Source organism: Streptomyces sp. NPDC001502 (assembly GCF_042894785.1).
Lineage (GTDB): Bacteria > Actinomycetota > Actinomycetes > Streptomycetales > Streptomycetaceae > Streptomyces > Streptomyces kutzneri.
The window spans coordinates 207,279-219,410 of the sequence record NZ_JBIAVW010000004.1; the positions used below are offsets into that span (position 1 = coordinate 207,279).

Annotated in this window: 14 protein-coding genes; 8 read left to right on the forward strand and 6 right to left on the reverse strand. The window is 72.5% G+C overall.

From position 1 onward, the window contains the following. The first annotated feature begins 164 nt into the window (after positions 1-164). From ACFY0D_RS08205 to ACFY0D_RS08215, 3 genes are all read left to right on the forward strand, one after another. On the forward strand, positions 165-758 hold the full coding sequence (locus ACFY0D_RS08205; protein ID WP_390797563.1) for a GNAT family N-acetyltransferase: 594 nt from the start codon (positions 165-167) through the stop codon (positions 756-758). 109 nt (positions 759-867) lie between these two features. Further along, the gene (locus ACFY0D_RS08210) at positions 868-1,455 is read left to right on the forward strand and encodes a dihydrofolate reductase family protein (RefSeq protein ID WP_390797564.1); all 588 of its coding nucleotides are present in this window, start codon (positions 868-870) and stop codon (positions 1,453-1,455) included. A gap of 36 nt (positions 1,456-1,491) precedes the next feature. After that, positions 1,492-1,695: a hypothetical protein gene (locus tag ACFY0D_RS08215; RefSeq protein ID WP_327383332.1), complete on the forward strand. Its 204-nt coding sequence runs from the start codon at positions 1,492-1,494 to the stop codon at positions 1,693-1,695. Position 1,696: 1 nt separating this feature from the next. On the opposite strand, the gene snpA is transcribed toward ACFY0D_RS08215, so the two are convergent. Next, a complete protein-coding gene (snpA, locus tag ACFY0D_RS08220) occupies positions 1,697-2,365 on the reverse strand; it encodes a snapalysin (RefSeq protein WP_390797565.1) in 669 nt (222 codons plus the stop codon). Positions 2,366-2,574: 209 nt separating this feature from the next. Between snpA and ACFY0D_RS08225 the strand changes: the two genes are divergently transcribed. The 3 genes from ACFY0D_RS08225 (at position 2,575) to ACFY0D_RS08235 (ending at position 5,396) form a co-directional block, all read left to right on the forward strand. Next, entirely contained in the window at positions 2,575-3,510 is a 936-nt protein-coding gene (locus ACFY0D_RS08225) for a LysR family transcriptional regulator (RefSeq protein ID WP_189972299.1), read from the forward strand. A 144-nt stretch (positions 3,511-3,654) separates the two neighbouring features. After that, positions 3,655-4,284, forward strand: coding sequence for an RNA polymerase sigma factor (locus ACFY0D_RS08230; RefSeq protein ID WP_390797566.1), 630 nt, complete (start codon positions 3,655-3,657; stop codon positions 4,282-4,284). Continuing rightward, the gene (locus ACFY0D_RS08235; RefSeq protein WP_390797567.1) at positions 4,281-5,396 is read left to right on the forward strand and encodes a CU044_5270 family protein; all 1,116 of its coding nucleotides are present in this window, start codon (positions 4,281-4,283) and stop codon (positions 5,394-5,396) included. The genes ACFY0D_RS08230 and ACFY0D_RS08235 overlap by 4 nt, the downstream gene beginning before the upstream one ends. Here ACFY0D_RS08235 and ACFY0D_RS08240 read toward each other — a convergent pair. Next, on the reverse strand, positions 5,368-6,270 hold the full coding sequence (locus tag ACFY0D_RS08240) for a hypothetical protein (protein ID WP_390797568.1): 903 nt from the start codon (positions 6,268-6,270) through the stop codon (positions 5,368-5,370). The genes ACFY0D_RS08235 and ACFY0D_RS08240 overlap by 29 nt on opposite strands. 149 nt (positions 6,271-6,419) lie before the next feature. Between ACFY0D_RS08240 and ACFY0D_RS08245 the strand changes: the two genes are divergently transcribed. Beyond that, complete coding sequence (locus ACFY0D_RS08245; protein ID WP_390797569.1) at positions 6,420-7,364, forward strand: DUF4097 domain-containing protein; 945 nt, start codon at positions 6,420-6,422, stop codon at positions 7,362-7,364. Between the two features lies 1 nt (position 7,365). Beyond that, positions 7,366-8,292: a helix-turn-helix transcriptional regulator gene (locus ACFY0D_RS08250; protein ID WP_390797570.1), complete on the forward strand. Its 927-nt coding sequence runs from the start codon at positions 7,366-7,368 to the stop codon at positions 8,290-8,292. A gap of 225 nt (positions 8,293-8,517) precedes the next feature. On the opposite strand, the gene ACFY0D_RS08255 is transcribed toward ACFY0D_RS08250, so the two are convergent. The 4 genes from ACFY0D_RS08255 to ACFY0D_RS08270 all read right to left on the reverse strand — a co-directional run bounded on the left by ACFY0D_RS08255 (position 8,518) and on the right by ACFY0D_RS08270 (position 11,880). Beyond that, positions 8,518-9,090 (reverse strand): Clp protease N-terminal domain-containing protein, encoded by a 573-nt coding sequence (locus tag ACFY0D_RS08255; RefSeq protein WP_390797571.1) that lies wholly within the window; start codon positions 9,088-9,090, stop codon positions 8,518-8,520. Then, entirely contained in the window at positions 9,090-9,299 is a 210-nt protein-coding gene (locus ACFY0D_RS08260; RefSeq protein WP_030013034.1) for a helix-turn-helix domain-containing protein, read from the reverse strand. Before ACFY0D_RS08260 ends, ACFY0D_RS08255 begins: the two co-directional genes overlap by 1 nt. 79 nt (positions 9,300-9,378) lie before the next feature. Next, positions 9,379-10,341, reverse strand: coding sequence for a zinc-binding dehydrogenase (locus tag ACFY0D_RS08265; RefSeq protein ID WP_390797572.1), 963 nt, complete (start codon positions 10,339-10,341; stop codon positions 9,379-9,381). 336 nt (positions 10,342-10,677) lie between these two features. Beyond that, a complete protein-coding gene (locus ACFY0D_RS08270) occupies positions 10,678-11,880 on the reverse strand; it encodes an NADP-dependent malic enzyme (protein ID WP_373041019.1) in 1,203 nt (400 codons plus the stop codon). Positions 11,881-12,132: the final 252 nt, after the last annotated feature.

The window sequence follows — 12,132 nt, forward strand, 5'->3', positions numbered from 1 at the left end:
GCGCGGGGGCGCGAGCGGATCCGGCGAGCCCGGGGGGAGGGGGAGGGGGAGGGGGCGCCAGGCCCGTTCCGGTACCGCGCGGTGCCGGAACGGGCCTTACCTCATGTCTGTGTCAACTCTAGGATCACTCACGGTTGTTGACGCGTGAGTGAAGGGTGTGACCAGTGGTGCTGGAGATACGTCAGGCGGATCAGTCGGACCGGGACGCCGTGGCGCGGCTGCTCGACGAGGCCTTCCGTACCGACCCGGTGAGCAGCTGGGTCTTCCCGGACCCGGAACACCGGGCCGCGGTGCACGGGAAGTTCCTGGGCGTCTTCGTGGACGTGGCGCTGGAGGAGGGCCGGATCGACTACGCCGTGGACGGCTCGGCGGCCGCGCTGTGGCTGCGGATCCCGGCGGGCGTTCCCGAGGGTGAGGACGAGGTCCCGGCGAGGATGCGGGCCGTGGCGGACCCGGACAACGAGCGGTGCGAGCTGGTCGGGCGCCTCACGGGCGCGGTGCACCCGACGGCGGAGGAGCACGAGTACCTGCTGATGATCGCGGTCGCCCCGGGCCGGCAGGGGCAGGGGCTGGGGAGCGAGCTGATCCGGCCGGTGCTGGAGCGCTGCGACCGCGAGGGCGTGCCGGCGTACCTGGAGGCGAGCAGCGAGCGCAGCAAGGGGCTGTACGAGCGGCTCGGCTGGGAGTTCACGGGGGAGGCGGTACAGCTTCCCGACGGGCCGCTGATGTGGCCGATGTGGCGCAAGCCGCGCGGCTGAGCGCCGCGGGTCCGGCCCGGGGAAGAGGGTCCTTGCGTAACCACTACAGGTGAAGTACTTTATGCGGCGTGCCCCGATGCGGTGGCACTCCCCAGTGAAAGAGAATCGCTTGCGCAAGCTGACGTACTTCATCGCCACGTCCGTCGACGGGTTCATCGGTGACCCGAACGGCGACGGCGATTTCTTCTACAGCCAGCTCGACGCCGAGTTCGTCGGGCACCTCGCGGCCGAATACCCCGAGACCGTCTCGGCCCAGGGGCGCGCCCACCTCGGGATCGCCGACGCCGCGCCCAAGCGCTTCGACGCGGTGATCATGGGGCGCAACACCTACGAGCCGGGCCTCAAGGCGGGCATGACCAGCCCCTACGGCCACCTGCCCGAGCAGTACGTCGTCTCGCGCTCCCTCGCCACCCCGCCGGACCCGCAGGTCCGGCTGATCAGCGGCGACCTGGCGGCCCAGGTCCGTGAGCTCAAGGCCCGGGACGGTCTCGGCATCTGGCTGTGCGGCGGGGCGGACCTCGCCACCCAGCTGATCGACGAGATCGACGAGATCATCGTCAAGACCTACCCGGTCTTCGCGGGCACCGGTCTGCCGATGTCCCGCGCCGGCTTCGAGCCGCGCCTCCTGGAGCTGACCGGCGTCGAGACCTTCGGCGGCGGCCAGATCATCAGCACGTACGCCGTCCGCCGGAGCTGACCCGCCGAACGCGCGGAACCGGCCTACCGTGGAGGTATGGCCGGTGAACAGCAGCACCACGCGCACGAGACGGTGGCCCCGCAGGCCGGGCACGAACAGCAGACGTGCCCGGCGTGCGGGCGCCGCGTCGACACGGTGGTCAGGCGGCGCAAGTCCCTCGGGATCTTCATCCCGGTGTGGGGCCGGGGTCCCTGCCGGAACCCCGACTGCCCCGATCACGCGGATCCCGAGGAGCGGTGACTCAGCCCTTGGCGGCGAGATCCTTCGCACCCAGACCGGAGGCGAAGCCGTTGGCCCAGAGCTGGTTGACCCGTGCCCGCTCGGCGGAGTTCGGGTTGGCGTTCGTGCACGAGGTGCCCGGGCCGCCACCCGACATCAGCTCGCTGCACGGGCCCGAGTAGTGGTCCGGCAGACCCAGCACGTGGCCGGTCTCGTGCGCCGTCACCCGGGTGGAGTTGTACTGCTGGTTCTGCCGGTAGTCCAGGAAGATGTAACCCCGGCCGTGCCCGTCCGTGCTCGCGTACGAGCCGCGTGAGTCGTTGCCCTCGCGGTACGAGAAGTTCCCGCCCGAGGACACCTCCTGCAGCTTGACGTTGGACACCGAGCCGTTCCAGATCTGCGTGGAGCGGGCTATCTGGCTGCGGAAGCTCGGGGCACTGCGGGTGTTGTACGTGACGGTCACGGCCAGGGCGCCCGGGTTCGCGGCCCGCTGCTCGGCGACCGCGCGCTGCACGGCCTCGAAGAAGGCGGCGTTGGCGGCCGCGTTCTCCGGCGAGCGCTCGTACGCGGCGTAGCTCACGGCGTTTCCGGCGGGGGCGGGCGCGGCGGTGGCGGTGGGGACGACACCAAGGGTGGCGGCGAGGCCGAGGCCGACGGTCGTGGCCAGCATGGCCTTACGGGAGTGGCGCATGTGGGGGAGCTCCTACTCGTCCGGTGCGGTGGGGGGTGGTCTTTCGAACCGGAGTCTGCGGGAGGGGAAGTGCCCGGCGGATGATGTCACTCCCCGATAACGCGGGCCTATCGGGGAGATTTCGGCAGCCCAACTAGCGTGAGAATGGCGGGATTCGGGGGGCTATCGGTGGCTGGTGCGGTCAGCGGTGACCGGCCTACCCTCGGGACATGGAGCTTGAGGTCAGGCACCTGCGCGCGCTGTGCGCCATCGCCGACGCCGGAAGCCTGCACAAGGCCGCCCGGCAACTCGGCGTGAGCCAGCCCTCCCTGACGACCCAGCTGCGCCGCATCGAACGGGCCCTCGACGGCGAGCTGTTCCTGCGCGAGCGGACCGGCTGCCGGCCCACCCCCTTCGGCCGGACCGTGCTGGGCCGCGCCCGCCCGCTGCTCGCCGAGATGGCCGCGCTGGTGGCGGAGGCCCGCGAACTGGCCCATGCCTCGCGGCTGCGCATCGGCTCCACCGCCAGCAGCGCGCTGCCGGGCTGGCTGCGGCGCATCCACCGGCGGCTTCCGGACACCGAGACCTCGCTCGTCGTCGACGTCTCCGCCAACGCGCTGCTCAGGATGGTCGCCGCGGGACAGCTGGACGTGGCGTTCGTGCACGAGGTGGAGGGCAGCCCGCTGCGGGTGCCGCCCGGACTGCAGATGCACGTACTGATGGAACGGGAACCGCAGTTCGTGTCGATGTCCCGGGACCATCCGGCCGCCGGGCAGGCAGTGGTCTCCTTACGGGACCTGGCCGCCGACCGCTGGATGGTCGACCCCTCGGTCGACGGCGAGTGGGACGGCCTGCGCCGGGTCTTCGCCGGGGCCGGACTCGATCCGCCGGTGCTGCACGCCGACTACCACACGGCGACCTCGCTGATCATTTCCGGCGAGGCGGTCGCCCCGTGCCAGCCGACCTCCGGGCCGCGCGAGGACATGGCGATCCGGCCGCTCTGCGGGGACCCCCTCGCCGTGCGCCTGCTGCTGGCCACCAGACCGGGCGCTCACGCGGAGGTCTACGAGGACCTGCGCGCCGCCTATCGCGAGGCCGCCCTGCGGACGCCCCCGTACCGGGCCTGGCTCCACCACCACGCGAGCCCGCTGCTGGAGGTGGCGTAGCACCGCACCCCGGGATCTCTCCCAGGCTGTGGCTTCCGGACCGGGCGACGCCCCTCCGGCGGCCGACCGCTCCGCGGTGGACGTGACGCAGGTCACGGGAACCCCGCCCCCGGCGCCGGACAGCCGACAGGAGTGACGACAGAGATGCGAACCCGGGTGCGGTCCGGGGATCCGGACGCCTATGCGGAGCTGTTCGACAGCTACGCCCGCACCCTCTACAACCACGCCTTCCGGATGACCGGCGACTGGGCCGCCGCGGAGGACGTCATGTCGGCCGCCTTCCTGGAGGCATGGCGGCTGCGCGGCACGATCGACCCCGAGGGCGGCTCGCTGCGGCCCTGGCTGCTGGGCATCGCGACCAACCTCGCCCGCAACCACTGCCGCAGCAACCGGCGCTATCGGGCCGCCGCTGCCGCCGCCACGGCGGCGGCCGGTGCCGCATCCGTCCCCGATCACGCCGAGGAGGTGGCCGGCCGGCTGGACGACCGGCGGCGGATCGCGGCCACGCTCGGGCAGTTGAGTGCGCTGCGCGGACCCGAACGCGAGGTCCTCCTGCTGTGCCTGGGGGAGGGCCTGGAGTACGCGGAAGCCGCCCGAGTCCTCGGCATCCCGGTCGGAACCGTGCGTTCCAGGCTGTCCCGCGCCCGTACGAAGCTACGCAAACTCGCTGAGGCAGAACTGAAGAAGAAAAAGCGGGAACTCGCGGCTCGGCCCCGACAGACACATGGCGACCGCACGAACACGGTCCGGTCCGCACAGGAAGGAACCCGATGAACCCCGACCTCTCCCGGCCCCGCCCGGCCGGCGGGGAGGAGCACCCGCTCCTTCTGCCGTTCGCCGAACGGGAACTGCCCGCGGGCCGCCACCAGTTCCACAAGGAGCGCCTGATGGCCCAGATCCACGAAGACCTCCGAGCCGCCGACGTCGCCACCCCGGGCACCGCCCCCGCCCGCGGGACCGGGGCACGCAACCCGTTCCTGCGCCGGGCGGTCTTCGTGCCCGCCGCGGCCTTCGCGCTGGCCGGAGTGCTCGCCGTCGGCTTCCTCTCCTACGTGGACCGGGGCGCCGCCGACGGACCCGGTTCCACCGTCGCCACGGGCCCGGCGCTGACCACCCGGATCGGCACCGCCGACCCCAAGGGGGCACCGCAGCTCCTGGACCGGATCTCGCTGGCCTCCGCCTCGGCCTCCGGCCCGGCCGTGCGCGCGGACCAGTTCATCTACATCGGCAGCAAGACGGCCAACACCTATGTGAAGACCGAGGGCGACAAAAGCACCCTGGTCAGCGAGCAACTGCACATGCGCCACCAGTGGAACTCCCCGGACGGCAGCAAGGGCTGGCTGATCGAGCCCGGCAACACCGGACCGGAGGGCGTGACCCTGGCGGGCCCCGACGAGAAGGGCAACACCCCGACGCCGTACCTGAACGCACCCACCCACAACTACCTCGCCACGTTGCCCACCGACCCCGACGCGCTGCTCCGGCGGATCTACCAGGAGACCGTGGGCATGGGCACCGGCCCCGACCAGGAGGCCTTCACCACGATTGGCGACCTGCTGCGCGGCAGCCACCCGCCGGCCGAGCTCACGGTCGCGCTCTACAGGGCGGCGGCGAAGATCCCCGGCGTGGTGACGGTCGACGAGGCGGTCGACGCCGCGGGCCGCAGCGGCATCGCGGTCGCCCGCCTCGACGAGAACTCCGGCCGGCGAGAGGAGTGGATCTTCGACCGCCAGTCCCTCGCCTTCCTCGGCGAGCGCAGCGTCCAGGTGCAGGGCGAGTCCGGCGAACAGGGCCTGATCAAGCCCGGCACGGTCGTGTACACCACCGCCATCATGACCCGGACGGTCGTCGACCGGATCAAGGAACTGCCGCCCACGGCCCGCTGACCGCCCACCCGGTGTCCGGGCCCGGCGCCGTGCCCAGGGGGGTGTGTTGCCCCCTGGGGCGTGTCTTGCGCCGCGCCCGGTCGTATGCCAGGGACGCGGTCCCGTGCGCCAGCAGGACCGCACCCGCCGCCGCCCAGCCCGGGCTGCGGCGGTGGGCCGCCCAGGCCAGCAGGGGCGCGCCGGCCGCCACGTGGGCAGCGCCCAGCAGCCGGGCCCGCGGGCCGCGGACCCACGGGCCGAGCGGGCCCCGCTCCACCGCGTCGAGCTCGGCCCGTACCGCGTCGCGCCAGCCGGACCACTCCAGCGTCTCCACGCCGGGAGCCACCCGGGCCGCACCCCGCAGCCGGTCGGCCGACTCGCCCGGGGCGAGCCCGGGCGGCAGGGCCAGGCCGGCACGCGTGAGCAGGGCGACCAGCGCGAGCAGCCGGGCCTCCCCGTCCACGGCGGGGTCGGCGTCGGCGCGGGTGAGGCGCTCCAGTTCCTCCAGGTCGAGTACGGGATCCAGGCCGAGCCGCGCCGACAGGGCCCGCATGGCGTCGGGCTCGCCGGCCGGGCGCCCCGCCGGGTCCCACGCGTAGGTGACGGTCCGCCGGAACCCGCCGGCCAGGGCGAATCCGGTCCGGCCGTCCTCCCACCACAGGCTCAGCACCGGCCGGTCGGTGCCGATCGCGATCGCCGCGCCCCAGCCGGAGAGGACCTCCGTCACGGACTGCGGGCCGTCCCGCCACGGCTTGTCCTCGGGGACGAGCACGCTCCACGCGCCCGCCGGGGCGAGCAGCAGACGTACGCGCAACAGGTGTGCCGGGGGCCGGACGGCAAGTGGTTCGGCGCGGCAGAGCAGCATTCCGCCGGTCGCGGCCCTGGTTATTGACATGCGCACACAATAGTGCAAAACATCCCGAACCGTGGGGGTTTCGGGAGGCCGCTTGACTTCCCTCAACCGCGATATATCGTGTTAGCAGAAGACGCGATATGTTGCGTGCGTCGAGCCCGGTCCGTGAACGCACGAGGAGGATCAGCACCATGGCAGAGCAGTCGCCCGAGTCGTCGTCGACGTCGACGTGGCACTTCGACGAACCGCAGAAGCTCACCTTCGAGGAGCCGGTGACCGAGCTCCGCGTCCGCCTCGTGAGCGGCACGGTGAACGTGGTCGCCGCCGAGGAGGGCCCGGCCCGCCTGGAGGTGACCGAGGTGGACGGACCGCCGCTGTACGTCGTACAGGACGGCGGCACGCTCACCGTCTCCTATGAGGACCTGCCCTGGAACGGCTCCCAGGGCCTCAAGCAGTGGTTCGAGACCAAGCCGTGGAAGGCCTGGGCCGGTTCCGCCTCCGGCCGCAAGGCCTGGGAGCGCAGCGTCGCGATCACCCTCACCGTGCCCGCCGCCACCCAGGTCCACGTGGCCGCCGTCGGCGCCGCCGTCTTCGTCTCCGGCATCTCCGGCGGCACCGATGTCAACGGGGTCTCCGGTGACGCCACGCTGGTCGGGCTGTCCGGCCGGGTCAAGGCGCACACCGTCTCCGGCAGCGTCGAGGCCCAGTCCGTCTCCGGCGAGTTCGGCTTCCACTCCGTCTCCGGCGGCCTGACGGTGGTCGACGGCTCGGGCGGCAACGTGCGGGCCGACTCGGTCAGCGGCGACATGCTCATCGACCTCGCCGCGGACCCCGCCCACCCCGAGCCGGTGGACATCTTCCTCAACTCCGTCTCCGGGCAGGTCGCGATCCGCCTCCCGCACCCCGCCGACGCCAGGGTCGAGGCCAACACCGCCACCGGCCGCGTCTCCAACGCCTTCGAGGACCTGCGGGTCTCCGGTCAGATGGGCGCCAAGCGGATCACCGGAACCCTCGGCTCCGGTGCCGGCACCCTGCGGGCGACCACGGTCTCCGGCTCGATCGCCCTGCTGCGCCGCCCGCAGGCCGACGCGGACCGCCCCGCCGCCCCCCTCAAGCTCGACAAGAAGGTGCTCTGACATGCCGCCCGTCTTCGCCCACGGCCGACTCCGCCTGTACCTCCTCAAGCTGCTGGACGAGGCCCCGCGCCACGGGTACGAGGTGATCCGCCTGCTGGAGGAGCGCTTCCAGGGCCTGTACGCGCCCTCCGCGGGCACCGTGTACCCGCGACTGGCGAAGCTGGAGGCCGAGGGCCTGGTCACGCACGCCACCGAGGGCGGGCGCAAGGTGTATTCGATCACCGATGCAGGCCGGGCCGAACTCGCCGACCGCGGCGGCGAACTGGCCGACCTGGAGCTGGAGATCCGCGACTCGGTCACCGAGCTCGCCGCCGAGATCCGCGACGACGTCCGGGGCGCGGCGGGTGACCTGCGCCGCGAGATGAGGGCCGCGGCCTCGGCGTCGGCGACCCAGGTCGAGGACGAGTCCTGGAAGGCCGCCAAGGAGGACCTGCGCAAGGCGCGGCAGGAGTGGAAGGAACAGGCGCGCCGGGCGAAGGACGAGAGCCGCCGCGCCCGCGAGGAGGCGCAGCAGGCCCGCCGCCAGGCCAAGGAGGCCCAGGAGCGGGCCCGTGAGGAGGTCCAGCGCATCGCGGGCCAGCTTCAGGAGCAGTTCGCCAAGTCCGGCGGCGTCCTGGGCAGTCTGGCCGGAGCCTGGCTCGGGGGCGGTACGCAGACCACGGCCCCGGCGGGCGCGGAGCCCCGTGCGGCGGACGGAGCGGATGGGGCGGGCGCGGCGGGCGCGGCGGCAGCCGCGGACTGGGCCGCCGACCTGGCGCCCACCGGCGACCCGGCGCGTGACCTGGACCGGCTGCTGGACCGTTTCCGCGACGAGGTCCGCGATGCGGCGCGGGACCGCGGGGTGACCGCGGCCCAGGTGGCCGAGGCGCGCCGCCACCTGGAGGCCGCCTCCGGCCGGCTGGGAACCACGTTCGGCGCCAGGCCGTAGGGGTGTCTTGCCGATCATGCCGGGCTCGCGGCGGCCGGCACCGCGCCTCGCCGCGTTGTCCTCGGTCGGCGACGCTCCGCGTCGCCTCCCTCGTCCGCCTTGCGATGCACGGCACCGGCCACCGCTCCCTGATCCGGCCTGATCGACAAGACACCCCCTAGCCCCCCCGCGGCGCCGCTGCCGGGGCGCTGCCCCGGACCCCGCGCTTCGAATGCAGGGGGCCGGTCAGGCCGCCAGGCCTGTTTCGGCCGTGCTGTAGGTGATGCCGTGGTCCGAGAGGACCTCGGAGACGGTGCCGGGGCGGGAGAGCAGGGCAAGCAGCAGGTGCAGGGTGCCGATGTGGTTGTCCTTGCGGCCCAGTGCGATGCGCAGGGACTGCTCCAGCACCTTCTTCGCCCCCTCGGTGAAGGGGACCCGGTAGCCGCCGGTGCGGTCGTCCGCGGCCTCGCGCCCGAAGGCGGAGCGGATCGAGGCGCCCAGGGTCCGCCTGCGGGGCGCCGGGGTGGCGAGGGCGCCCTCGCCGTGGGTCTCCTCGATGCGGGAGACGATCTCGGTGAGGTCGATGCCGAGTCCGGCCAGCGCCTCCTCGTCCGCCCTGGACATGCCGCCCCGGCGGCGGGCCGCCGTGAGGTCGGCGGCCACCGCCGCGCGGTCCACGCCGAGCGGGTCCAGGGTGCCCAGGGCCAGCAGGGAGAGCAGCAGGTGTTCTTCGGTGACGGTGGGGGCCCCGGCCTGCCGGGCCTCGGTCACCGCCCCGGTCACGGTCGACCGGGCGTCGCGGGTGAAGCGCTCGAACATCAGAGCCTCCCGTATTTCTTGTGCACGGCCTGCCGGCTGACGCCCAGCTCGGCCGCGATCTCCTGCCAGGACCACCCCTGCGCGCGGGCGCTGCGTACCTGTACGGCCTCCAGCTGCTCCAGCAGCCTCCGGAGGGCGGCCACGGCACGCAGGCCCACGCGCGGGTCACGGTCACCGGCCCGTTCGGCGAGATCAGTGGCTTCGGTCATGGATGTCAATGTAGGTTGACGCGAGAGGTCCGTCAACCCCCGTTGACATCCAAGGTGGTCAGGGGTCAGGGGTCGGGGGTCAGGGGGTGAGGACGATCTTGCCGAAGAGGTCGCCCGACGCGAGCTTCTCGAATCCCTCGCGCGCCCGGTCCAGCGGCAGCACCTCGTCGATGACCGGCCGCAGCCCCGTGTTCGCGCAGAAGGCGAGCAGGTCCTCCAGCTCGTCCTTCGAGCCCATGGTCGAGCCGACCACCTTCAGCTCCAGGAAGAAGATCCGGGTCAGCTCGGCGTGCGCGGGGCGGTCGCCGCTCGTGGCGCCGGAGATGACCAGGGTGCCGCCCGGACGCAGGGACTTCACGGAGTGCGACCAGGTGGCGGCGCCCACCGTCTCGATCACCGCGTCCACCCGCTGCGGCAGGCGCGCACCCGGCTCGAACGCCTCCACCGCGCCCAGTTCCACGGCCCGCTTGCGCTTGGACTCGTCCCGGCTCGTGGCGAACACCCGCAGGCCGGCCGCCTTGCCGAGGGCGATCGCGGCGGTCGCGACACCGCCGCCGGCGCCCTGCACCAGGACGGAGTCCCCGGGGCGGACCCCGGCGTTCGTGAACAGCATCCGGTACGCCGTCAGCCAGGCCGTCGGGAGGCAGGCGGCCTCCTCGAAGGTCAGCTCGGCGGGCTTGCGCAGCACGTTCCAGGCGGGGACGGTCACCTGCTCGGCGAAGGTCCCCTGGTAGCGCTCGGTCAGGATCGAGCGCGGCTCGTCCGGGCCGACCCCGTGGCCGCTCTGGCCGATCACGGAGTGCAGGACGACCTCGTTGCCGTCCTGGTCGATCCCGGCGGCGTCGCAGCCGAGGATCATCGGGAGTCTTTCCTCGCCGAGGCCGACCCCGCGCAGCGACCACAGGTCGTGGTGGTTGAGGGAGGCGGCCTTGACGTTCACGGTCACCCAGCCCGGCCGGGCCTCGGGGGCCGGGCGGTCGCCCAGCTCAAGGCCGTTCAGCGGCTGGTCACGGTCGATTCGGGCGGCGTAGGCAGCGAACATGCGGCGACGCTACCGCTCGGTAGGGGCGGGTTCCAGTCCCTCGGGGACCGCCCGCCTGAGGCCTTCGTCTCAGCCCGCCCCGGCCACCCCGGCCACCCCGGCCCCGGCGGGGGACGAGAACGATCCGCCGGCGCGATCTCGATGCAGGGCGCAACAAGGAGAACCTGTGCCGTACTTGAGCGAATCGGACCCCCGTTGGGGCCGGGCCGCGTACGCGGTCGGGCTCTTCGTGGCCGCGATCTTCCCGGCGGCCCTCGTCCGCTGCGGCAGATGAACGGAAAGGCCCGGCCGGAGGGGATCCGGTCGGGCCTTTTCTCGTACTGCTCAGGTCCGGTCTCAGACCAGACGGGCCACTCCGTCGGCCTTGGCCGCGGCGGCCACGGCGTTGGCGACGGCCTCGGCCACGCGCTCGTCGAACGGCGACGGGATCACGTAGTCGGCGGCGAGCTCGTCACCCACGACACCGGCGATGGCGTCGGCGGCGGCGATCTTCATGCCCTCGGTGATCCGGGTGGCGCGCACCTTGAGGGCGCCCGCGAAGATGCCCGGGAACGCCAGCACGTTGTTGATCTGGTTCGGGAAGTCCGAACGGCCCGTGGCCACGACCGCCGCGTACTTGTGCGCGACGTCCGGGTGGACCTCCGGGTTCGGGTTGGCCATGGCGAAGACGAACGCGTCCTTCGCCATCGAGGCCACCGCCTCCTCCGGGACCGTACCGCCGGAGACGCCGATGAAGACGTCCGCGCCGTTCAGCGCGGTCTCCAGGGAGCCCGTCTGGCCGGTCTTGTTGGTCAGGCCCGCGATCTCCGCCTTGACGTCCGTCAGGTCGGAGCGGTCCGCGGACACGACGCCCTTGCGGTCGGTGACGCAGACGTCGCCGATGCCCGCGTCCACCAGGATCTTGGCGATGGCGATACCGGCCGCGCCCGCACCCGAGATCACGGCGCGCAGGTCGCCGAGGGTGCGACCCGTCAGCTTCGCGGCGTTGCGCAGCGCGGCGAGCGTCACGATGGCGGTGCCGTGCTGGTCGTCGTGGAAGATCGGGATGTCCAGCGCCTCCTGGAGGCGGCGCTCGATCTCGAAGCAGCGGGGCGCGGAGATGTCCTCCAGGTTCACCCCGCCGAAGGACGGGGCGAGACGGATGACCGTCTCGATGATCTCGTCCGTGTCCTTGGTGGCGAGCGCGATCGGGACCGCGTCCACCCCACCGAACTGCTTGAAGAGGATCGCCTTGCCCTCCATCACCGGGAGGGAGGCCTCGGGACCGATGTCACCGAGTCCGAGCACGGCCGTACCGTCGGTGACGACGGCGACCACGTTGGACTTCCAGGTGTACTCGTTCACCAGCTCCGGCTGCTCGGCGATGGCGCTGCACACCTTCGCCACGCCCGGCGTGTACGCGAGGGAAAGGTCATCCTTGTTGGTGACCGGCACTGTGGCCTGGATGGCCATCTTGCCGCCCCGGTGCAGCGCGAACACCGCGTCCGGGTTGTTGTCCGTGACGCTGTCACTGCGAGGGTTGAAGATTTCCGCTGCCACTTCGTGTGACCCCTTAAGTCCTTTGAATCGTTGAGGGTGGCCACTCCTGGTTAAGGGGTGGGCGGGCACCGCGTCCGTACTCCGCGTCAACGGTTGGCCCGTCTCCGCGAAGGGGAGGTTCGTACGCGCGGGCGCGCCGCACGCGCGCCCTGAGCCCCGGATGAGGGGTGTAAGGATCTGTTCTACCCGAAGAACGCTCGCCCAGACGAGTCGATTCCCGCTCAACTGTAGGTCCCTTGCCCGGCTTTTGGC

Bases quoted from the DNA above. Each gene is read 5' to 3' on its own strand.
- ACFY0D_RS08235 (WP_390797567.1), top strand. From the start codon at position 4,281: ATGAACCCCGACCTCTCCCGGCCCCGCCCGGCCGGCGGGGAGGAGCAC.
- ACFY0D_RS08260 (WP_030013034.1), bottom strand. From the start codon at position 9,299: ATGACCGAAGCCACTGATCTCGCCGAACGGGCCGGTGACCGTGACCCG.
- ACFY0D_RS08265 (WP_390797572.1), bottom strand. From the start codon at position 10,341: ATGTTCGCTGCCTACGCCGCCCGAATCGACCGTGACCAGCCGCTGAAC.
- ACFY0D_RS08255 (WP_390797571.1), bottom strand. From the start codon at position 9,090: ATGTTCGAGCGCTTCACCCGCGACGCCCGGTCGACCGTGACCGGGGCG.
- ACFY0D_RS08215 (WP_327383332.1), top strand. From the start codon at position 1,492: ATGGCCGGTGAACAGCAGCACCACGCGCACGAGACGGTGGCCCCGCAG.
- ACFY0D_RS08240 (WP_390797568.1), bottom strand. From the start codon at position 6,270: ATGTCAATAACCAGGGCCGCGACCGGCGGAATGCTGCTCTGCCGCGCC.
- ACFY0D_RS08245 (WP_390797569.1), top strand. From the start codon at position 6,420: ATGGCAGAGCAGTCGCCCGAGTCGTCGTCGACGTCGACGTGGCACTTC.
- ACFY0D_RS08225 (WP_189972299.1), top strand. From the start codon at position 2,575: ATGGAGCTTGAGGTCAGGCACCTGCGCGCGCTGTGCGCCATCGCCGAC.
- ACFY0D_RS08250 (WP_390797570.1), top strand. From the start codon at position 7,366: ATGCCGCCCGTCTTCGCCCACGGCCGACTCCGCCTGTACCTCCTCAAG.
- ACFY0D_RS08230 (WP_390797566.1), top strand. From the start codon at position 3,655: ATGCGAACCCGGGTGCGGTCCGGGGATCCGGACGCCTATGCGGAGCTG.
- snpA (WP_390797565.1), bottom strand. From the start codon at position 2,365: ATGCGCCACTCCCGTAAGGCCATGCTGGCCACGACCGTCGGCCTCGGC.